This window comes from Paenibacillus sp. J22R67 (genome assembly GCF_059692175.1).
The window spans coordinates 21,978-43,527 of sequence record NZ_JCAUAX010000018.1 but is presented as its reverse complement, the minus strand read 5'-3'; the positions used below and the strand labels follow the sequence as shown (position 1 = coordinate 43,527).

The following is a 21,550-nucleotide window of genomic DNA, read 5'->3' as shown; positions in this document are numbered from 1 at the left end:
GGGAGGGTGACAGCCACCCTCCTTTTTGCTCTATGATCATGAAGGAGGAAGGTGATCTTATGGCTGAGTCAAGGACAGCGCTTGTACAGACCCGTTCCCGTAAAAAAACGGAAACAACCTTTAGTCGCCTCGTGCGCAGCGGTGCTTTGCTGAATTTGCTCTATATTCCGGCGTTGCTTTTATTTTTCATTTTTATTTTCTATCCGTTTTTTAAAGGGATCAAAATTTCATTTACGAATTGGGACGGCTACAATCAAGACTACAAATGGATCGGTCTCAACAATTATAGCCGGATGTTCACGGATCCTGAGATCCTAAAGGTCATCCGCAATACGGCGATCTATGGTATCGGCAGTGCTGTTTTTCAAAATATCATCGGCTTGTTATACGCATTATTCTTAAATCTGAATATCCGAACCCGAGGACTTGTCCGTACGGTCATTTATTTGCCGGTCATTATCTCCTCCCTAATTATGGGGTATATCTGGTACTTCTTCTTCCAGTATCAAGGCGGCGCCATCAATGACATTATTCTATTGTTTCATGATCAGCCTTCGAATTTGCTGGGAGATCCGAATCTGAATGTGTGGATTATTACGTTCGTCAACACGTATCAGTATTTGGGGATCGCGATGGTGCTCTATTTGGCCGGATTGCAGTCGATTCCAAGGGATTACTATGAGGCAGCAACGATTGACGGAGCGGGTCCCTTACAGCGCTTCGCGCATGTGACATGGCCGCTTATTGCACCAGCTTTCACGGTCAGCATGGTACTCAATCTGATTGGCGGTCTTAAATTGTTTGACGTCATCGTCGCTTTGACCAACAGCGGTCCAGGCTATGCCTCCGCATCTTTGTCTTCGATTATGTATCTGCTCTATTTTGGGCGGGAAGATGCCGGATATGCCGCCACGATTGGTATTCTGATGTTCATTATGATCTCCATCGTGAGTATTACAGCCTTGCTGTTTCTTAGAAAGAGGGAGGTTAACGCATGAAAAACAAACGAAAAAGTCTGTTAACGCTGCTCTCCCTCGTCATCTGCTTGGCGCACATTTTGCCCTTCTATATTTTGATAACGACATCTCTCAAAGCGTTCGATGATCTAAGCTCCAAATGGATGTTTCCGGGCTATCTATACTTCGACAACTTCCGAGATGCTTGGAAGGAAGCGCATCTGGCGGATGCTTTCCGGAGCAACTTCATCGTGACGGTTATTTCGGTAGTCTTGATCGTCATGATTGGCTCCATTGCGGCCTATCCGCTTGCACGGCGCCAAACGAGCTGGAATAAATTCATTTATGCGGTTTTCGTGTCTGCTTTAATCGTTCCCCCATTGACTATTCTGGTTCCGTTGTATAAATTTATGGTAGATATTGGCGGGATGAATCAGTACTGGGGCATTATTCTATTGTTCATTACCTTCAATCTGCCCATGACGATTTTCTTGTACACCGGTTTTATCTCCACGATTCCGCGGGATTTGGACGAGGCGGCGATGATTGATGGAGCGGGTCGTTTTCAGCTATTTTTCACGGTGATCTTACCGCTGCTTAAGCCTGTGACGGCGACTGTTATTATTTTGTCTGGTGTTGCTGTGTGGAACGACTATCAATTCTCGATCTTTTTCTTGCAAAAGCCAGAGATGCGGACCATAACGGTAGCGCTTTCATCATTCTTTGGCCAGTACACAAGTAATGTAGGTTGGGTGGCTGCCGGGTCCTTCATGGGCGCAATTCCGATGACGATTGTCTATTTATTTTTGCAGCGCTACTTTGTCTCGGGACTTGCTTCCGGCGCGATCAAAGGATAATCGCTAGGAGGTTGATACAATCAGACAATCGATTCGATTCCGGTTATCTCTACTATTTTTCATTACCATTGTCATCCCGATTGTCGGTATTGTCGTGAAATTGCCCTCCTATTACCTTGATTTAATTAAAGAACAAGAGTCCTCTCTGCTAGAGGGGACTTTAACTGCGCTTACGTTCGATATTCAAACGTATTTGGACGATTTGGAACGAATGACCGTTACTCCTTATTTAAACAACGAAGTGATGCTTGCTTTGAAATTGAAATCTACCTCTCAGTGGAAGCTCCTGACCCCTTATGAGCAATATGAGGCGGAAGAAGTACTGAATAAAACCCTCCCTAGCTATTTGAAAAATATGCGAAAGGACATACTCGGAACCATTCTTCTGCCGATGGATGGTTCTGTTTACATTACGCCGCCTCTCAGTTTCTCTGATCAAGTGGTGAAAGGTTTTCCTTTTAAACTGCAGGATTGGTATATTAAGGCGGTAAAAGCCGACGGGAACGTAGCGTTCACTGGTGTACATAAGCAGGATTATCTGAATAACGCGGATAGCGAGGTTTTCTCGGTTACGCGTCTGATCAAGGATCCAGACTCGAGTCGGCCGCTGGGCATCATTATGGCGGATGCCGACACGGTCCTCTTGGATCAGATGATGAAAGGCATTCGGCTGAGCAAGGGGGCAAAGGTGGTCATCCTTGACGATAATGAGCAATTGATCTATGCGAATCAGCCTATTACTGGCGAGATGCAGCGCCAAATTGCCTCGGGAGATCGGACGGTCATGGACGCGAAAGACTCCTACACCGTCGTTCGGGAAACGATCTCCCGCTCGAATTGGGTGATCGCGATCCTATCGCCGGAGGCTTTCATCCAAACCCATTTGAAGCGGGTCTATTGGATTGGTTCCGCTTTTGCGGCGAGTGGCTTGTTGATCGCGTTGATTCTGTATTTCACAGTCTCCCACTGGATTGTTACACCTTTCAAGCAAATGATTCAAGTGATGAAGCGCGTCCAGCGCGGAGATATGAATACGCTTTATCGGGTAAAAGGAAACGACGAAATCTCCCAGCTGGGCAGCAATTTGAATACGATGATCTATAAGCTTGGTGAGCTGATTGATCGGGAATATAAAGCCGTGCTCGGGAAGCGGAACGCGGAGTACCGGGCTTTGCAGTCGCAAATTCAACCTCATTTTCTGTACAACACGTTAAATGGCTTCATTGGACTCAATCGAACGGGGCAAAGCATGCAGCTGGAGAGAGCTATTCTGTCGTTAAGCGGCATGCTGCGCTACACGCTAGAGCATAACGATTGGGCGCAGCTGCAGGAGGAAATCGATTTTATAAACAAGTACTGCGGGCTCCAACAGGTTCGTTTCGCGGAGAAAATTCAGGTGCACATCAGCTGCGATCCGGATGCTCTATCACTCTTAATTCCGAAGCTGCTGCTGCAGCCGATGATCGAGAATGCTATCATTCATGGCATAGAACCATGTGATCATAGTTGTGAGCTCAGAATGGACATCCGTATTCAGCAGATCCCTGGTGAGAAGGAAGAAGTAGTAGTGATTCAAATTAGTGATAACGGGGTGGGATTTGAGTCAAGCAAGGTACAGGAGGGCTTAGGCATTCGGAATGTTAGGGAGCGGTTGCAGCTGTCTTTCGAGGGAGCATCGATGCGTATTCATAGTGCTAAGGATGAAGGGACTAGTGTTCAAATCCTACTACCTTTAAAGGATGTGATGCGAGGATGAAATTGATCATTGCAGATGATGAGAAGCTGATTCGGGCGAGCATTCGCAGTATGGTTCAGGATGTAGAATCCTCCTGGCACATTGTTGGCGAAGGAGCGAATGGTGAGGAGCTTCTGGAGCTGGTCAATGAACATAAGCCGAATGTCGCCATCATTGATATCCGGATGCCCCGAATGAACGGGCTGGAGGCGATGCGTCTGGGCAAAGCGATCTCGCCTTGCACCAAGTGGATCATCTTAAGTGGATTCTCAGACTTTGCTTATGTGCAAGAGGCTCTACAGCTTGGCGCGTCTGATTATTTGCTAAAGCCGGTGAACCCGCTTGATTTGGAGCGGGCGTTAACGAATACGGCCAAGCACAATAAAGAATTCATCCAAATGCATAACCAACAATTCGAAAATAGTTTATTTGCCCTATGCAACGGTCTTACGACCTTGAAGTTTGAGGAGCTGGACAGTGTCTATGTGCAAGGCTGGTTTATCGGCGCTGTTTGTATATTTGATACGACCAAAACAGGGAAGTCTTTTTCGGACATGACCTGCGCCTTTTATGATGACCTGCGTGAGCGTATGAAAGGCTTGCTCGTTTATGGCATGAATTTTGCCATGGTGTCGCTGCCTGATGGTGAGTGTGCGGTTATTGGTTCTTGGGATCCGTTGAGAGGTTTTGATTGCAGGGAACAAGTGCAGCAATTTTTTGACGAGCTGGCCTGTATTGCTGAACCCTATCGTCAAGAGGGTTTAGCTATAACGATTCTACAAACCGGTGAGTGCCGCGGCTTCGATCAGCTGAATGTCCAGCTTGCCCAGCTTGGGGAATGGAGCCATCTACGTGTGGTTCGCGGCATCGGGCAGCGCATTAGGTATGTAGATCTGGAGTCAGAAGCTCAGGTTCCTGATAGCTCCAAAATCAGTTTGCTTTTCTGCGCGATTAAGCAGCATATGTATTTCAGGGCGTATTTGAATTATCAAACGGCTGTTGGAGAGCTGGAGGGATTGCTGCTAGCTGGCAAACGAAGTTCGAGTGCGCAAACGCAGCGGGCCATTCACCTGTATATGGTGCAGGCACTAGGTGTTGGAGGTGCTTATAATGCCGATGCCACGCGGCCAGAGACTGAAGTGATCAGGGCATTGAGGGAGATGGGGGAAAGCAAGCTGCGAGAGATCAAGCCCAGGGAGCCAGTCACGGCTGATCTGATCGAGCAGGTCGTAAAGTATCTCGAACAGCATTATATGGATGATATCGGGATAGGTTCAATTGCCCAGCAGCTCAATGTGTCTGCCAACTATTTAAGCATGCTGTTTAATAAAAAAACAGGAACGCCATTCGTTAAATATTTAACGAATATTCGCATGCTGAAGGCCAAAGAGCTGCTGCTCAATACGAATTTGCAAGTGAAGCAAATCGCGGAGAAGGTTGGCTACTACAGCACGCGGCATTTCACCAAATTATTTGTGGAGAACTGTTCGAGTTATCCATCGGATTATCGGAAGAGTCATGTCTAGTCAAATGAATTGCGAAAACTTGCGATACTGCTGAGCCGACATCCCTTCCCACTTTTTAAATATACGACTGAAATAGTGAAAATCATCATAGCCGACTTCCAGCGAGATTCTCTCGATTTTATTATCCGTTTCGCGTAGCAGCCGCTTAGCCTGCTGATGCCGGACGGATTGCAGGTATTTATTAGGGCTCATGCCGAGCATATCTTTAAAAAGCTTACTCATATAGTCTTCATGAACATTGATGAAAGCGGCCATATCGCCATTGGTCCACTTTTTTCGGTAACTCGTTTTGAGTTCATGAGCTAGATGCTGTAAGCTTTCTTGATATTTCGGGTGAAGGGTACGATCGGTCTCGGCTTGGTGCCGGATAAGCAGTGTGAGCATTTGGAGCATCAGCCCCTTGGAAACCATTTCGAAGCCTTGTTTCTGCTCGGTCATTTCATGGATGGTCGCTTCCATCAGCGAAACGACAGCAGGAGGAAGCGAGATGGAGTATCCGTATGGAAACAGAGGTGTCCCGTCGATAGAAGGCATCGCGCAAAAACAATCCACAAGCGGATTGCTTTCATCCACGACAATATCCCCTTGCTTCACGCGCAGGTCGCTAAAGAAATCGAAATGAATCCCCAGCAGATGAACATGCGGCGCTGTCAACACTTCGATCGTGTGATACACGTTAGCTGGTATAAGCAGCAGCCTTCCAGCCGGAATCAGCAGCGATCTCCCCAGTAAAGTGGCCAGCAATTCGCCTTGAATGACATAGAGAAACTGAAAATCGTAAATGCGCCGCGCCCATTTGAATTGAGGCGTTCTTTGGTGCAGTTGAGCCCAATGCACGCTGGGCGCTAGCTCGCGATATGTGGTAGGCCGAATCGGAGATCCCTCTGTCAATGTCATCACCATCCAATGGATAGACTGAGTAGACGTTCGGTTCCATTTTATCACATGGCTTGTTCGACTTTTGTAGAAACTTGGCAGTATGAATTGTGGTTCTTATTGTATCTTCGAGGGTAATTTAAGGGAGGATGAACTCAAAAAATTTGGCGGTGGTATGATGTTGTCTGCATTGAAAAGGTTACTCATCGGTCAGCCTTTGAAATCAGCCGAATTAGGGGAGCAAAAGCTGAACAAAACAAAGGCATTAGCGATCCTGTCTTCCGACGCGCTATCATCGGTGGCTTATGGACCTGAACAGATTCTGATTGTGCTTATCACAATAAGCGCCGCGGCTCTTTGGTACTCGGTACCGATCGGTGTCGGTGTGCTCATTCTATTATTGGCTCTCATTTTGTCATATCGGCAAGTTATTTTCGCGTATCCCCGTGGGGGCGGAGCGTATGTCGTTTCGAAGGAGAATTTGGGTGTGAATGCGGGCCTTCTCGCTGGTGGCTCCTTGCTGGTGGATTACATCCTAACAGTGGCGGTCAGCATCTCGGCGGGGACAGACGCCATTACTTCTGCCTTCCCGTCGCTCCATCCCTACAATGTGAACATAGCTACTCTGCTCGTGATCGCCATAACGATCCTAAATCTCAGAGGGATCACGGAGTCAGCTTCGATCCTTGCCTATCCCGTCTATTTATTTATTTTGGCGTTGTTTATATTAATCTGCGTAGGCTTGTATAAAGGGGTGACAGGGACAGTCTCACCTGAAGTGCATACTACTATAGGGACGCCGGTTGCGGGAATTACACTGTTCTTGTTATTAAAAGCTTTCGCATCCGGCAGTTCGGCATTAACGGGCGTGGAAGCAATCTCCAATGCGATTCCAAACTTCAAAGAGCCAGGACCGAATAATGCCTCCAAAACCTTAGCGGCTATGGGGTTATTGCTTGCCATTTTATTTTCGGGCATCGTGTATTTGGCTTTTGCCTACGGCATCGTTCCCAAAGCGCAGGAAACAGTAGTCTCACAGATTGCCTCCCAAACATTTGGGAGGAATTACATGTACTATATCATCCAAGGCACCACTGCGATGATCCTTGTGCTTGCCGCGAATACCGGGTATTCGGCCTTTCCTTTACTTGCTGTTAATTTGGCCAGGGACAAATATATCGCTAGAATGTTTACGATCAGAGGGGATCGATTGGGCTATTCGAACGGGATCATTTTCCTGGCGGTTATGTCGATCATTCTGATTATTGCTTTTAAAGGCCGGACGGAGCATCTCATTCCCCTGTATGCGGTTGGTGTGTTTATCCCCTTTACGCTCGCGCAAACAGGAATGCTGGTGAAGTGGGTACGCGAGAAACCTAAAGGCTGGATCGTCAAACTAACGATCAATTTGATTGGCGCGTTGATTAGCTTTACCGTGATGCTGATCTTTTTTATCACAAAGCTGGGGCAGGTATGGCCTGTGTTTATCTTCCTCCCCTTAATTGTTTATACATTCCATAAAATCAAAAAGCACTATGAGGCTGTCGGTGAGCAGCTCCGAATCACGACATGTGAGCCTTCCGTCGAGATCAAAGGCAATGTGATGATTATACCTGTCGCGGGAATTACACATGTCGTGGAAAATTCCATGAATTACGCCAAATCGCTGGCGCCGGACCAGATTATTGCTGTGTATGTGGCTTTTGATCGGGAGGCCGAGAAGCAGTTCCAAGAGAAATGGGAGTGTTGGCAGCCGGATGTGCGGTTAGTTACGCTGCATTCTCACTACCGAAGCATCATTCAACCGTTGACGAAATTCATCGATACCGTGGAACATAAGGCGAATGAGTCGAACTACCGGGTAACGGTCTTGATTCCGCAGTTTATCCCCAAACGAAACTGGCAGCACATTCTCCATAATCAGTCCAGCTTGCTGATCCGCGCGTTTCTGCTGTACAGGCGGGATCTGATCGTGACGACGGTGCCGTATCATTTGAAAAAGTAGATGTGTAAATAAATTCGAGCATATTAAAACGGTTTTTTTGACAGCTATGGGGAACTACACGCCGCTATTTTGATAAAAACCCAGATATTCGATGTTTAGCGGAACTACGTTCCGCTATTTTGCCAATTTCACTTAAAAAACGTGCCATGGAGGACAAATAGGAGCCTGTAGTTCCGCCTTGAGAGGAAATCGTTTATTTTATTTAAAATAGAGGACTGTAGCTCCCCTCGTAAAAACTAGGCCGGATTTCCGTTAGATTTTTGGGAATTACGCTGGATCATGAGGACGTCAGGAAACCAACCTGGCGTTTTTTGCATGTCAGGCTGCCTACACCGTGGGGCTCCCAGCCTTAATTGTTTTCCCAAGATAGTGCTCTCTTTGCACGCGCATGATGAAAGCTTGAAGTTCTTGCTCGGTTTCACACACGGCCGCGTGTTCTAACCAAAGGAAGAACCTTTTTTTACATATGGCAGAAGCATGCAGCGGGAAGGTATCTCTCGATTTGATCACATATAGTCCAGAGGGAACGTTCTTCCAAGGGGCTGTGAAATTCATGCGGATAGATAGCCTAGATCGCTTCTCCCAATCTTGCTCCTTTTGTTTGTTTCGTATAGACCTGTACATGTTCATGATCACGTAATGCTCGGAGATTTCCGTCCATTTGGCATATCCGGCTTGCTGCGCTTTTTGAATAATTTCCGACTTCGCCTTACAGAACCAGTACCCGACAATAATAGGGAAACGGTTAGCTTCTTCTAGCCATAAGACACCGAACCACTCATAAGTTAAAGCGATGGGATTTAACGCTTCGGGGATTAACCCTAAATAATAATGGGGAGTAGAAGCCATCGTCATTTCTCCTTTGCACGTAAGACCTGACAGAAATAATGTGTGTGTTCTGCTCCTTAATTGTAAGGCTGGGAGTGATAAAAATGGGGTAAAGAAAAGTGGGGTAACCCATAAAAAAACGATAAAAATGGCGTAAATGGAAGGAAAACGAAGCTTGGATAGTGATAATGAATGCTTTGATTAATTGAAAGCGCACCCATTAGTCATTATGCCGAAAAAGAGATTGCGGTACGTTTTACAGGCTGAGCTCCAAGGCGTAAGATTCAGAGCATCAACTTCACAGCAAGTTGAAAATGCTGAGTTCCCGCAAGGGGAACGGGGGAACCAATTGAGGACGGCTCTAGAGCAACGTCTTCGCGGGGTGAATCCAAGGCAAGCTCCAGCTTGCCAAGGTAGGGCGCTTCCAAGCCCGAATCCGACAGCTAACCTCGTAAGCGAATTGGGAGAGAGCCAACGTTCTATCGTGCTAATTACAGCTTGTATATAGAAGCTGCCATGAAGCCCGAGAGCAGAGATTCTCTGCTCGCAGGCTTCTTTTTGTTGTCCAAAAATTGAGGAGAGTGAATCTACCAATGGTTCCCGAATGCAAGATTACCCGAATTGAATGCTATCGCTTTGATGATGAGTTATCCGATAAACTGCTGCCTGGACATGGCCGCGACTGCCTGTGCGGCATGCTTTCGATCTCAACAAGTCTGGGGACGAGCGGTTTAGGGGATTATGAAATTCCTTGCGGCAACCTGAAGGGAGATTTCGTTCAATGGGCTGTTGTCTTTCAGAAGCTCAAAGGGCTTTCCCTTGAGGACGGTTTGGAATATGTGCATCAGAAGAAAGAGGCATGGGGGGAAACAAGGACTCATGTTATAGAGTCGGCATTAACGGACTTGTCAGATAAGCTTCATCATAGATCTATAGGCAAAAAAGAGGTAGATGTTCTATCGAATCGTTCCTATATCTTTGACCATTCAGAGGCTTATGTCTCTTTCTAAGCAGGCATTTTTATGCTTTTTTTATATGCACGCTATAGATTCTTTACCTCATTTTTATACCGTTCGGCGTTACAATGAGTCAGGTAAGAGAGGAAGCGATGAAAGTCATGCAAAGCGATTTGCTGCTAATAGCTGCGCCTACCAAGGCAGGCGAAGACTTTATGAAACAAATAAAGTTGAGTAGTTTTCCTTTTGTTGCATTAACAAACAATAAGATGGAAAAACTCAAGCTAGAGGGGCAGGGAGTGAAAAAAATCATCCAAGTGGATACATCGGTACCGGGTTCATCTACACCTATTATTCCCGATTATCCAATCGGAAACATTATTTTGTTCGAAGAGAGCTTGACGTTATGCTGCCGGTACATTCAGATATGCCGCAGTTGGACATCAGGGTCTATGTATGTGATTACCCAAAGCGTAAATCCTAGATTGATTTATAAAGGGTTAGGCGCTGACTACGTTATTTATTCTAAAAATGGTGATGTGAAGTTCCTTCTATCCACTTTATTACAAAAAACCAATAAATTAGGTACTGTCTGATTTGAAGGAGGTGCGCTATGTACAACGATGTGACAATGATTTTATTAATGGCATTGACCTTCCTGGGGTTCTGGGGATTTATGAAATTTTGTGAAAAAGCGTAAGCTGATGCTTTCGATGCAAGTTTTTGGATGAAAACTTATAGGAGGCAACCAAATGATTGTGATTGGACTAATTGCGGTAGCTATCATGGTGTATCTCGGTTTTGTTTTAGTAAAGCCGGAGAAATTCTAATGGATAAATATGAACTTAAGTAAGCAGGGGGAGAACCTACTATGGGTATGGGATTGTTACAAGTAGTCATCACACTGGTGATTATCATGCTTTTGGTAAAGCCAGTGGGTAGTTACTTGGTGAAAGTATTTGGTTATGAAAAGAGCGGCCTGGATCGTGTGTTTGGTCCCTTTGAGCGTGCGACCTATCGGTTAGTGGGTGTAAAAGAAGAAGAAGCGATGGGGTGGAAAAAATACTTAGGAGCTGTATTAATCGTCAATTTTGTCATGATGATCCTGATGTACGCCGTATTTCGGCTTCAAAAGTATCTACCGCTTAATCCCGATGGGATCGGCAATGTATCGCCAACGATCGCTTTTAATACTGCGATTTCCTTCATTACGAATACGAACTGGCAAGCTTACAGTGGTGAAAATACACTGTCCTATCTATCTCAAATGGTAGGGCTAACGTTCCCGATGTTTACGTCGGCAGCAACGGGATTCGCAGTAGCTGTAGCTTTTATCCGCGGATTAGTTGGCCGTCAAGACAATCTCGGAAACTTTTATGTGGATATGACAAGGGCGATTACTCGCGTATTTCTGCCGCTTAGCTTCATTGTTGCTTTAGTTCTAGTTTTTCAAGGAGTTCCACAAACCTTGCTGGGAGCTGCTCAAGCGACAACGATTGAAGGGGCCGAACAAACGATTACTCGTGGATTGGTCGCTTCCTTTGAATCGATTAAGCATATCGGTACTAACGGTGGCGGATGGTTCGGAACGAATGCTGCCCATCCTTTTGAAAATCCAACGCCATTTACCAATATGATCCATATCATTTGTATGATGCTGCTGCCTACTTCGCTGGTATACGCATTCGGATTAATGAGTAAGAACAAAAAGCAAGGCTGGACCGTCTTCGCTGCTATGGGAATTATCTTCTTGGTTATGCTTTCCACGGTGTTCTATGCGGAGTATAAAGGTATATCCGCTGTAGATGCGCTTGGTGTACATGGCAATATGGAAGGTAAGGAAGTTCGCTTCGGACTATCCGAAACGGCACTTTTCACAACCGTTACTACAGCTGCTACAACAGGCAGTGTAAACTCGATGCATGAATCGCTTACACCGCTAGGAAGCATTGTTCCTTTAGCTGAAATGATGTTAAATAACGTTTTTGGAGGCAAAGGGGTCGGCTTATTAAACGGGTTGCTTTATCTCATCTTGTCCGTATTCATTTGTGGACTGATGGTTGGACGTACGCCAGAATTTATGGGCAAAAAGATTGAAGGCAAAGAAGTGAAGCTGGCTGCGATCGCGATTCTGACGCATCCGCTCATTATTCTAGTACCGACAGCTTGGGCGCTCATTCGCCCTGAATCGGTCACTTCCATAGCGAATCAAGGCATGCATGGCCTATCGGAAGTCCTCTACGCGTTCACCTCAGGTGCTGCTAATAACGGATCTGCTTTTGGCGGATTGAGCGCTGGAACGAACTTTTATGCGATGAGTATTGGTTTGGTTATGTTAGTAGGCCGATACATCTCGATCATCGCCATGATCGCTATCGCAGGTTCACTGGCAACCAAACGTGTGGTACCTGTTACAACAGGCACACTTCGGACCAACACGCCTTTATTTATGGGGATTTTGATCATGATTATATTAGTTATCGGTGCTCTAACGTTCTTCCCGGCGCTGGCATTGGGGCCGATTGCTGAACATTTGGCAGCGCGTTAAGGATAGACGTAATAGAGAGGGAGGATTTACATGGCTGTGGAACGTAAAAAAACATTATCAAAAGAAATTGTCAATCAAGCTATCGTGGATTCATTCAAGAAACTGAATCCAGCGGTAATGATTAAAAATCCGGTTATGTTCGTGGTTGAGGTAGGAACCGTCATAACCTTGCTGCTATCGCTTGCTCCTGATCTATTTGGCTCGACAGAAGTAGGCAGGGCTTATAATATCGCGGTCTTTCTCATTCTGCTCTTCACACTGCTTTTCGCTAACTTTGCGGAAGCACTGGCGGAAGGGCGAGGTAAGGCTCAGGCTGATTCTTTGCGGAAAACGAAGTCCGATACGAAGGCTCGTCTGGTTCAAAAGGACGGCTCTTATAAGGAAGTGTCCTCTACGACACTCCGTAAGGGGGACGTCGTTCGCATTGAAATCGGTGAGATCATCCCTTCCGATGGGGAAATCATTGAAGGCTTAGCCTCCATTGACGAATCAGCGATTACAGGTGAATCTGCTCCTGTGATTAAGGAAGCAGGTGGCGACTTCTCCTCGGTAACTGGCGGTACTCGGGTAGCGTCTGACTATATTGTTGTCAAAGTGACGACCGATCCAGGCGAATCTTTCTTAGACCGTATGATTGCACTCGTTGAAGGCGCGAAACGGCAAAAAACGCCGAATGAAATTGCTTTAACGACTCTGCTTGCCGTACTGACGCTAATCTTCTTGATCGTCATTATGACGATGGTGCCTATGGCACAGTATTTGAATGTTAAATTAGAGATTTCCACGCTGATCGCTCTGCTGGTTTGTCTGATTCCGACAACAATCGGCGGTCTCTTATCCGCGATCGGTATTGCCGGTATGGACCGTGTAACACAGTTTAATGTTCTGGCAATGTCCGGTAAAGCGGTTGAAGCCGCTGGCGACATCGATACGATGATTTTGGATAAAACAGGGACCATTACATTCGGGAATCGGATGGCGTCCGAATTCGTTCCTGTAAGTGGTGTAACGGCCAAAGACGTCACGTTTGCTTCCCTGCAAGCTTCTGTCAAAGATGAAACACCAGAAGGACGCTCTATCGTTGAGCTGGCCAATAAACTTGGCGAATCGTGGCAAACGAGTGCATACGAAGGTGCGGAAGTTGTCGAGTTCACAGCTGAGACGCGTATGTCGGGGCTTAATCTCGTCGGAGGCTCCAAAGTTCGTAAAGGCGCGGTTGACGCGATCAAAAAATATGTAACAGCTTTAGGCGGCAAAATTCCTAATGATTTAGAGACAATTACGAACCGAATTGCTAAGGCCGGAGGCACTCCGCTTGCTGTAGCGATTAATGAGCGGATATATGGTGTTATTTACCTCAAAGATACTGTAAAACCTGGCTTGAAGGAGCGCTTTGCTGAACTGCGTGCAATGGGTATCAAAACCGTGATGTGTACAGGGGATAATCCCCTGACAGCTGCAACGATCGCCCTTGAAGCGGGTGTAGACGAGTTTATTGCAGAGGCGAAACCGGAAGATAAAATAGCTGCGATTAAAAAGGAACAGCAAGAAGGCAAGCTTGTTGCGATGACAGGCGACGGAACGAATGATGCTCCTGCACTGGCACAAGCGGACGTAGGTTTGGCGATGAATTCAGGTACGATGGCTGCGAAGGAAGCCGCCAACATGATCGATCTGGACTCGGATCCAACGAAACTGCTTTCCGTTATCTCCATCGGGAAACAGCTGCTGATCACTCGTGGAGCTTTAACGACGTTCTCCATCGCCAACGATATCGCTAAGTATTTCGCGATCATTCCTGCGATGTTCATCTTAGCTATGCCACAGCTGCAGGCCTTGAATATTATGAATCTGGCATCGCCGGAATCGGCTATTCTATCTGCTTTAATCTTTAATGCCATTATCATTCCGCTGCTGATTCCAATAGCGATGAAGGGCGTTAAATATCGCGCGATGTCAGCGGATCGATTATTGTCCCGCAATGTGCTGCTGTATGGTATTGGCGGTGTCGTCGTACCATTCATTGGGATTAAAATCATTGATATGGTACTTCACGGACTGAATATCGTTTAAAGAGAAAGAGAAACGAGGAGATAGCGTCATGAAATCGGTTTTTGTAGCAATTCGTGTATCTATATTGTTCATGATCGTTTGCGGGCTCATCTATCCGCTTGTTACGACAGGTGTAGCTCAAGTTTTATTCCCCAAACAAGCGGATGGAAGTCTGATCGAATCCGGCGGAACGGTCATTGGCTCGGAATTACTGGCTCAAGGCTTCGAGTCACCTAAGCTGTTTCATCCAAGGGTATCTACAGCCAAGTATGATCCGACAGCTTCCTCAGGCTCCAATACGGCGGTAGCTTCAAGTGATTATGCAGCTTCATTGGCCGAAAAGATTGATGCTTTGAAGAAAGAAAATCCTAGTCTAACCGATATTCCTGCTGATTTAGTAACGATGTCTGGCTCCGGCTTTGATCCGGATTTGTCACCAGAAGGGGCCAAAGCCCAAGTACCTAGAATCAGTAAAGAAACAGGAATAGCAGAGAACGTGCTTAACGGTCTTGTTGATCAGTTTACAAAAACCAGACAGCTCGGTTTTCTCGGTGAGCCAAGGGTGAATGTGACTGAACTGAATATAGAGCTGCTAAAACAAGTGAAATTGTAAGCTGCTGACAACCACTCTCGATAGGTCGAGAGTGGTTTCTGCGTCATTTTGAGGAGAAAGGAGAGGATGCTGAATTGGATGGTTTCAAAAGGAAAACACCGGAAGAGATCCTATTATCCATCTCCAAACTGCATCGCGGGAGCCTGAAAATTTATATTGGTGCGGTAAGCGGCTCAGGAAAGACGTACCATATGCTGCGGGAAGGGCATAATCTGAGGCAGCAGGGGATTGATGTGGTCATCTGCGCGGTATCTACCCTGCAAAGGCCAGAAACCGTGGAACAATTAGGAGATTTGGAAAGAGTGCCAAGCATTCATTGGATGAAAGACGGCGTTGAGCAAAAAGATTTAAATCTAGATGCATTAATGGAGAGAAATCCGGAGGTTGTCCTCGTAGACGGCTTGGCCCATCTTAATCGACCAGATGCCCGTTTCCCTAAGCGCTTAGATGATATCAAGTTTCTGCTTGCTAACAATATTAGTGTGATCACTACTGTGAACGTGTATGAGCTGGCTGCCACGATGGAAGTTGCACATAAGTTGACGGGTATTGAAGTGGGGCATTGTGTGCCCTCAGATACGCTGGAGCTGGCTGATGAGGTTCGATTAATTGATGCAACGCCCGAAATGATTCTTAATCGACTGGAAGAAGGTCATCTCAAGGGGAATAAAGATTCTGCTCTTTTCAAGCGAGGCAACTTAGGCGTACTAAGAGAGCTGGCCTTGCGTCTTGTTGCAGAGGACGTGAATGACTCCCTGGAAGCGCATCGTGAGCAGATGGGTATTCTAGGGCCGTCAGGGGCGACGGAGCGCATTCTGGTAACTGCCCAATATCATTGGAATGGTTCCATATATGTGCGGAGAGGGCAGCAGATCGCGAAGCGGTTGAATGGTGATCTTCATGTTGTGACCTTGCGCAAGTTCAATAAAACGCTCTCGAAGGAAGCGGCCGCTTTTCGAAGGTCGATCATGAAGCTTGTCGAAAAAGTAGGTGGCAAATTTGAAGAGCTGCCGCTGCGAATGCGCCGTTGTATTCCTAAGGCTTTAGTTAGTTATGCCATTCATCATAAAGTAACTCGTATTGTTTTAGGACATTCCAAACAAAGCAAGTGGCAAACTTTTTGGCAAGGGTCTGTGATCAATGGCATTTTGAAAAGAGTCAAGAATATCGATGTGTTCCTGGTTGCTGATCGTGCCTCTCGGGATGGGGAGCGCATTCTTCCTACCCACATGCAGGTGTCGAAGGAGCCGTACAAATATAAGCGTCTTAGCAATCAAGAGGTCCAGGCCAAAATCGAAAAAATCAAACGAGGGAGGTTCAAGGTCTATATTGGAGCCGCACCAGGCGTAGGTAAAACATATACCATGCTGCGGGAAGGCAATGATTTGCTCAAAAAGGGCATTGATGTGAAGATCGGATTGCTCGAAACGCATGGAAGAAAGGGGACAATCGAACAGATTGGAGAACTGACCATTATGCCGCGGGCAGAAATTGCCTATCAAGGTGTGAAGCTTGAGGAGATGGATACGGAGGCTATTATTAAAGCGCGGCCAGAAGTCATTTTAGTGGATGAATTAGCCCATTCGAATGTACCTGGCAGTAAATATAAGAAAAGGTACGAAGATGTGCTGGATATCTTGGAAGCAGGCATATCCGTCATTGCAACGGTAAATGTTCAGCATTTGGAGAGCTTAAATGACGCCGTTGAGCAAATTACTGGCATTCGGGTTCGTGAAACGGTCCCGGACAGTATTCTTCGGGCAGCCGATGAAGTGCAGTTAATTGATGTGGCTCCTGAAGCCTTACAGCTTCGCATGAGAGAAGGCAGGATTTATGCGATGATCAAGGTGGATCAAGCGTTGAATAACTTTTTTAAAACTGGCAATCTGATCGCTCTCCGGGAGTTAGCCTTACGTGAAATTGCTGATGATGTAGATGAGCGATTGGAGTCTATGGAGCGCAAGAACTCCCTTCGCGGTCCATGGCGGAGAAAAGAAGTGATTTATGTCTGTATCACGGAAATATCACAAGCTGACCGCTTAATTCGCCGGGGATTTCGAATCGCGCATAGGCTTAAAGCGGCTTGGTATATAAGCTTTATAGCCGTGGGGAACGGAGAGCAATGGAAGTCTAAGCTAGAAACTTTAGAGAGACTTACGGTTAGACTTGGTGGCGAGTTTGTGTATCAAGAAGTGATGAGTCGTAAAGCCATTCCAGCCATGTTTGCATCTCAAGCAAGCTTGGCGGGGGCCACGCAAATTATTGTGTGGAAAGATGCCACAGTCAAGAAACTGCTGCCGCTTACCTCCCAGATGGATGTGTTAATTGTAGCCGATTACGATATGTGGCAATCCGCAGGAAATAAGGTAAAATGAGAGCATGATGAACAAAACAAATGGTTGGATCAGCTGGAAGTCATACGTGATTACAGCTCTTTTTATTGCAGTGGTGACCTTATTTTTAAAAGCTTTTGGTGACTTCTTAGGCTTAGTGAATGTTTCTCTTTTCTATCTGCTTCCTGTTCTTTTTAGTGCTGTGCGCTGGGGGAAGGGGCCTTCCTTTTTTGCTGCGGCAATGGGCGTCTTATCCTTAGACTTCTTATTTGTCCCTCCTGTGTTTAGTCTCACAGTTGCGGATTTGCGCTATTTGATCTCATTTCTCGTCTTTATATCGGTTGCCGCCCTTACGGCAAGCTTGGCTTCGAAGCTTCGCAATCAGATCCATCAAGCACAGCAGAAAGAAGCTAGTACGGCCGCGCTGTACGTACTAAGCCGTAAGATTACGGCCATTTCGGATTTAGAGGTACTTCTCAATCAAATCGTGCTGCATGTCTCCGAAGCGTTGAGCGCAAAAGCGGCTATTCTATTGCGGAACCCCATGGGGGAACAGCAAGTAGAAGCCTATTCCAAGGACGGGATCGAGTGGGCGACGGATGAATCCCACTTGTCTATCGCGGCTTGGGTTTACAATCATCATGCGAGCGCGGGGCGTGGCACACATTCGTTGAGGGAGTCATCCACACTTTACGTCCCCTTCGAGACAGATCGTCAAGTACACGGTGTATTAGCCGTTTATGTCGGCGACCGGCCGTTAACAGAGATGCCGGAGCTTATTCGTATCATCGAAGCGCTCTCGGATTTGGTTGCTGTAGCGATTTCTCGCGTCAAGCTGGCTAATGAAGCGAAAGTAGCGCAGCTGACAGCCGAGTCTGAGAAGCTGCGGACTGCGCTGCTGGATTCCCTGTCTCATGAGCTGCGAACACCGTTAGCTACGATCATAGGCTCTGTGACAGGACTGCTAGAGAGCGAAGCTGTATTCAGCCCAGAAGACCGACGTGAGCTGCTGCTAACTATTCGCGAGGGGTCAACACGGATGAATAGGCTGGTAGGCAACTTGCTCGGTATGGTTCGGATTGAGAGCGGTATGCTGCGGTTAAATAAGCAGTGGAGCGGGATCGAAGATATCGTCGGCGTTGCGATTTCTCAGCTGAAAGACGCTTTGCAGCATAGAAAGGTGAGCATTCGACTTGCGCCTGATCTTCCCTCTGTCCCGCTGGATGATGTGCTGATTGAACAAGTACTCATTAATGTGATCAGCAATGCCATCAAGTATTCGCCGGAAGGCAGCGAAATCGTGATCGAAGCGGCTCAGCGCCAACAAATGCTTGAATTGACGATTAAGGATGAGGGCGCAGGCATTGCGGCAGGCGACTTGGATCGTATATTTGAAAAGTTTTATAGAGGACAATTAACCAAACATATTCCCGGTACTGGACTCGGGCTTGCGATCTGTAAAAGCATCGTGGAAGCCCATGGCGGGCAAATCATAGCACAAAGAAATGAACCCAAAGGAACGGCTATTCATATTAGTTTGCCTTTACAATTCGCTGAGAAACAGGGGGATGAGCATGACAGCAACTGGGGCGAAAATTTTAATTATTGATGATGAAGCGCAAATTCGCAAGCTGTTGCGAGTAACGTTAAATGCGCATGGCTTCGATGTGACGGAGGCCGCTACGGGGCAGGAGGGCTTATTACAGGCCACGATGGTTCGGCCAGATCTTATCGTGCTGGATCTCGGATTACCTGATATGACAGGGATGGAAGTCCTAAACCATATTCGTGAGTGGTCGCAGGTGCCGATCATTATTCTAACGGCCCAAGATCAGGAGCAGGATAAGGTGGCTGCCTTAGACCGGGGAGCTGACGATTATGTGACGAAGCCGTTCGGCATGGGAGAATTCATGGCCCGTATGCGGGTCGCATTACGCCATATCGCCAAGACGCAAGATGAACCGGTGCTGAAACTAGGGGATTTGGTTATTGATTTATCCCAACGGCTAGTTGAGCTCCAAGGGGAGAAACTCAAGCTGACGCCAACCGAGTATGATTTGCTAAAAGTGCTTGCCCTCAATGCCGGCCGGGTAATGACGCATCGTCAATTGCTCAAGCAAGTATGGGGCGGTTCACAGTATGAGTCCGACAGTCAATATCTGAGGGTATATGTCGGCCATTTGCGGAAGAAAATCGAAGAGGATTCGACTAGACCCCGCTATATTTTGACGGAGCCGGGCATTGGATACCGTTTTGCTTGGCAGGAATAACACCATCTTGCATAGCCTTACAACACTTGTGGAAAATTAACGCAAATGAAAGTGACACAGGGGGTAAGTAAGGTGACCAAGCTGGATCAGCAATTATCAGTCTTCTCCTTAGGCGGTATTAATGAAATAGGCAAAAACATGTATGTCGTCGAATATGCGAATGACATTATCGTGATCGACTGCGGCTCTAAATTCCCGGATGAAACTTTGCTGGGCGTGGATCTCATCGTGCCTGATATCACCTACTTGCTTGAAAATAGCGATAGGGTCCGTGCTCTGGTAATTACGCATGGGCACGAGGATCATATCGGGGGTATTCCCTACATACGCAAACAAATCAATGTACCCATCTATGCAACGCGCTTAACGCTTGGGCTCATCGAAGTAAAGCTGAGAGAGGCTGGCTTGCTAGCCAATACCAAGCTTATCGAGATCACCTCCGATTCTACGATTGAGCTAGGCAGCATCACGTCCACTTTTTTCAAAACGAATCACAGCATCCCTGATTGTCTTGGGGTTGTTTTTCATACGCCCGAGGGAGCGGTTGTCCATACGGGAGATTTCAAATTCGACCTTACACCGGTCAATAATCAGTATCCGGATATTCATAAAATGGCGGACATAGGCTCGAAGGGAGTCATGCTTCTTTTATCCGAGAGCACGAATGCGGAGCGTCCGGGTTATACGCCTTCCGAAAGCCATGTCGGGAAGCATATCGAGGATGCTTTTCATAAAGCGAAGCAAAAAGTGTTCATCGCCACCTTCGCTTCCAATGTCCACAGGCTTCAGCAGGTGATTGATGCCGCGCATGCGACGAACCGTAGATTAGCCTTGCTGGGCCGCAGTATGGTCAACGTCGTGAAAATCGCCTCCGAGCTTGGCTATTTGACGGTTCCGGATGGGATGTTGGTGGAAGCGGGAGAGATCGGCAGCCTGGCTTCCGATCGGGTTGCCATTCTCTGCACCGGCAGCCAGGGAGAGCCCATGGCCGCCTTATCCCGGCTATCTCGCTCGAACTACAGGAATGTAGAGATCCATCGGGGCGACACGGTCATCTTGTCCGCATCGCCGATACCGGGAAATGAGCGCAATGTCTCCAAAACCGTAGACCATTTATTTAGTCTTGGAGCGGAGGTCATCTATGGCTCAAGCTCAGTGACCGGCATGCATGTTTCTGGCCATGGCAGTCAGGAAGAGCTCAAATTAATGCTGACACTCATGAAACCGAAGTATTTCATTCCGATTCATGGCGAATATCGGATGCTTCATCAGCACCGCATACTGGCGGAGTCAGTTGGCGTCGACCCTGCTAACATTTTCATTTTAAACAATGGCGATGTGGTAGATATCAAAGAAGAAGTAGCGACGCAAAGCCGCAAAGTCACTGCGGGTAATACACTAGTAGACGGTTTGGGCGATGTGGGGAATGTCGTTTTGCGTGATCGGAAGCAACTTTCGGAGGATGGGATCCTTATCGTGTTTCTCCTTCTCAGCAAAACGGATGGTAAAATTCTATCAGGACCCGATATTATCTCGCGAGGATTCGTCTATGTGCGTGAGTCCGAGGATCTCATAGATCGAGCGAGCATTCTGGCCGCGGATACGGTGAACAGACTGCAATCGGCGCAGGAGCAGTTGAACCAATGGAATGTGCTGAAAATAAATGTCAAAGAAGTGCTTGGGCGTTTCTTTTATGAAAAAACCGGCCGGCGGCCTGTGATTCTCACGATTATTACGGAGTTCTAGCGGAGAGGGCGTCTGGTGACGAGACGATCTAGATCAAGTTGGTCGCGAATGGGAACTAGGGTACGTTATTACTTCACATTTGGCTGAAACCCAGCCCAATGTGAAGTAATAACGGCCTGTAGTTCCCCTCCATACGCCTAACCCCCGCTATTCGCAGAAATAGCGGATCACAGTTCCTCCAACTTGGCTTGGCAGCCTCTGTAGTTCCTCTAGGCTATGCGAATAGGCCTGTGGCACCTCACTCAAAGA

At 47.0% G+C, this 21,550-nt stretch carries 17 protein-coding genes and 1 riboswitch; of the genes, 15 read left to right on the top strand and 2 right to left on the bottom strand.

Going from position 1 to position 21,550, the window contains the following annotated elements; genetic code table 11:
- The first annotated feature begins 59 nt into the window (after positions 1-59).
- From AC58VC_RS35485 to AC58VC_RS35470, 4 genes are all read left to right on the top strand, one after another.
- On the top strand, positions 60-998 hold the full coding sequence (locus AC58VC_RS35485; protein ID WP_497376237.1) for a carbohydrate ABC transporter permease: 939 nt from the start codon (positions 60-62) through the stop codon (positions 996-998).
- Positions 995-1,813: a carbohydrate ABC transporter permease gene (locus tag AC58VC_RS35480; protein ID WP_497376236.1), complete on the top strand. Its 819-nt coding sequence runs from the start codon at positions 995-997 to the stop codon at positions 1,811-1,813. Before AC58VC_RS35485 ends, AC58VC_RS35480 begins: the two co-directional genes overlap by 4 nt.
- Before the next feature lie 94 nt (positions 1,814-1,907).
- Positions 1,908-3,569 (top strand): cache domain-containing sensor histidine kinase, encoded by a 1,662-nt coding sequence (locus tag AC58VC_RS35475; protein ID WP_497376235.1) that lies wholly within the window; start codon positions 1,908-1,910, stop codon positions 3,567-3,569.
- Entirely contained in the window at positions 3,566-5,074 is a 1,509-nt protein-coding gene (locus AC58VC_RS35470; protein WP_497376234.1) for a response regulator transcription factor, read from the top strand. Before AC58VC_RS35475 ends, AC58VC_RS35470 begins: the two co-directional genes overlap by 4 nt.
- Here AC58VC_RS35470 and AC58VC_RS35465 read toward each other — a convergent pair whose 3' ends face one another.
- Positions 5,075-5,977, bottom strand: coding sequence for a helix-turn-helix transcriptional regulator (locus tag AC58VC_RS35465; RefSeq protein WP_497376233.1), 903 nt, complete (start codon positions 5,975-5,977; stop codon positions 5,075-5,077).
- A 151-nt stretch (positions 5,978-6,128) separates the two neighbouring features.
- Between AC58VC_RS35465 and AC58VC_RS35460 the strand changes: the two genes are divergently transcribed.
- Positions 6,129-7,955, top strand: coding sequence for an APC family permease (locus AC58VC_RS35460; protein WP_497376267.1), 1,827 nt, complete (start codon positions 6,129-6,131; stop codon positions 7,953-7,955).
- A 327-nt stretch (positions 7,956-8,282) separates the two neighbouring features.
- Here the strand turns inward: AC58VC_RS35460 and AC58VC_RS35455 are convergent, their stop codons facing one another.
- Positions 8,283-8,804 (bottom strand): hypothetical protein, encoded by a 522-nt coding sequence (locus AC58VC_RS35455; RefSeq protein WP_497376232.1) that lies wholly within the window; start codon positions 8,802-8,804, stop codon positions 8,283-8,285.
- Positions 8,805-9,088: 284 nt separating this feature from the next.
- Positions 9,089-9,257, top strand: a riboswitch (cyclic di-AMP (ydaO/yuaA leader).
- 119 nt (positions 9,258-9,376) lie between these two features.
- Between AC58VC_RS35455 and AC58VC_RS35450 the strand changes: the two genes are divergently transcribed.
- The 10 genes from AC58VC_RS35450 (at position 9,377) to AC58VC_RS35405 (ending at position 21,301) form a co-directional block, all read left to right on the top strand.
- Positions 9,377-9,793, top strand: a complete 417-nt coding sequence (locus AC58VC_RS35450; protein WP_497376231.1) for a hypothetical protein — start codon at positions 9,377-9,379, stop codon at positions 9,791-9,793.
- A gap of 98 nt (positions 9,794-9,891) precedes the next feature.
- Positions 9,892-10,335: a hypothetical protein gene (locus AC58VC_RS35445; protein WP_497376230.1), complete on the top strand. Its 444-nt coding sequence runs from the start codon at positions 9,892-9,894 to the stop codon at positions 10,333-10,335.
- A 156-nt stretch (positions 10,336-10,491) separates the two neighbouring features.
- Positions 10,492-10,569, top strand: a complete 78-nt coding sequence (locus AC58VC_RS35440; protein WP_145659149.1) for a potassium-transporting ATPase subunit F — start codon at positions 10,492-10,494, stop codon at positions 10,567-10,569.
- Positions 10,570-10,616: 47 nt separating this feature from the next.
- Positions 10,617-12,287: a potassium-transporting ATPase subunit KdpA gene (gene kdpA, locus AC58VC_RS35435; protein WP_497376266.1), complete on the top strand. Its 1,671-nt coding sequence runs from the start codon at positions 10,617-10,619 to the stop codon at positions 12,285-12,287.
- Between the two features lie 30 nt (positions 12,288-12,317).
- On the top strand, positions 12,318-14,360 hold the full coding sequence (kdpB, locus tag AC58VC_RS35430) for a potassium-transporting ATPase subunit KdpB (RefSeq protein WP_497376229.1): 2,043 nt from the start codon (positions 12,318-12,320) through the stop codon (positions 14,358-14,360).
- Between the two features lie 28 nt (positions 14,361-14,388).
- Entirely contained in the window at positions 14,389-14,952 is a 564-nt protein-coding gene (gene kdpC / locus AC58VC_RS35425) for a potassium-transporting ATPase subunit KdpC (RefSeq protein ID WP_497376228.1), read from the top strand.
- 74 nt (positions 14,953-15,026) lie between these two features.
- Positions 15,027-17,327, top strand: a complete 2,301-nt coding sequence (locus AC58VC_RS35420) for a histidine kinase (RefSeq protein ID WP_497376227.1) — start codon at positions 15,027-15,029, stop codon at positions 17,325-17,327.
- 7 nt (positions 17,328-17,334) lie between these two features.
- Positions 17,335-18,894 carry an ATP-binding protein gene (locus AC58VC_RS35415; protein ID WP_497376226.1) on the top strand — a complete coding sequence of 520 codons (1,560 nt, stop codon included), beginning with the start codon at positions 17,335-17,337 and terminating at the stop codon, positions 18,892-18,894.
- Entirely contained in the window at positions 18,860-19,555 is a 696-nt protein-coding gene (locus tag AC58VC_RS35410; protein WP_497376225.1) for a response regulator, read from the top strand. The genes AC58VC_RS35415 and AC58VC_RS35410 overlap by 35 nt, the downstream gene beginning before the upstream one ends.
- A 72-nt stretch (positions 19,556-19,627) precedes the next feature.
- Entirely contained in the window at positions 19,628-21,301 is a 1,674-nt protein-coding gene (locus AC58VC_RS35405) for a ribonuclease J (protein ID WP_497376224.1), read from the top strand.
- Positions 21,302-21,550: the final 249 nt, after the last annotated feature.

Bases quoted from the DNA above. Each gene is read 5' to 3' on its own strand.
- kdpB (WP_497376229.1), top strand. From the start codon at position 12,318: ATGGCTGTGGAACGTAAAAAAACATTATCAAAAGAAATTGTCAATCAA.
- AC58VC_RS35470 (WP_497376234.1), top strand. From the start codon at position 3,566: ATGAAATTGATCATTGCAGATGATGAGAAGCTGATTCGGGCGAGCATT.
- AC58VC_RS35460 (WP_497376267.1), top strand. From the start codon at position 6,129: ATGTTGTCTGCATTGAAAAGGTTACTCATCGGTCAGCCTTTGAAATCA.
- AC58VC_RS35440 (WP_145659149.1), top strand. From the start codon at position 10,492: ATGATTGTGATTGGACTAATTGCGGTAGCTATCATGGTGTATCTCGGT.
- AC58VC_RS35410 (WP_497376225.1), top strand. From the start codon at position 18,860: ATGACAGCAACTGGGGCGAAAATTTTAATTATTGATGATGAAGCGCAA.
- AC58VC_RS35485 (WP_497376237.1), top strand. From the start codon at position 60: ATGGCTGAGTCAAGGACAGCGCTTGTACAGACCCGTTCCCGTAAAAAA.
- AC58VC_RS35455 (WP_497376232.1), bottom strand. From the start codon at position 8,804: ATGGCTTCTACTCCCCATTATTATTTAGGGTTAATCCCCGAAGCGTTA.
- AC58VC_RS35450 (WP_497376231.1), top strand. From the start codon at position 9,377: ATGGTTCCCGAATGCAAGATTACCCGAATTGAATGCTATCGCTTTGAT.
- kdpA (WP_497376266.1), top strand. From the start codon at position 10,617: ATGGGATTGTTACAAGTAGTCATCACACTGGTGATTATCATGCTTTTG.
- AC58VC_RS35465 (WP_497376233.1), bottom strand. From the start codon at position 5,977: ATGGTGATGACATTGACAGAGGGATCTCCGATTCGGCCTACCACATAT.
- AC58VC_RS35415 (WP_497376226.1), top strand. From the start codon at position 17,335: ATGAACAAAACAAATGGTTGGATCAGCTGGAAGTCATACGTGATTACA.
- kdpC (WP_497376228.1), top strand. From the start codon at position 14,389: ATGAAATCGGTTTTTGTAGCAATTCGTGTATCTATATTGTTCATGATC.
- AC58VC_RS35445 (WP_497376230.1), top strand. From the start codon at position 9,892: ATGAAAGTCATGCAAAGCGATTTGCTGCTAATAGCTGCGCCTACCAAG.
- AC58VC_RS35480 (WP_497376236.1), top strand. From the start codon at position 995: ATGAAAAACAAACGAAAAAGTCTGTTAACGCTGCTCTCCCTCGTCATC.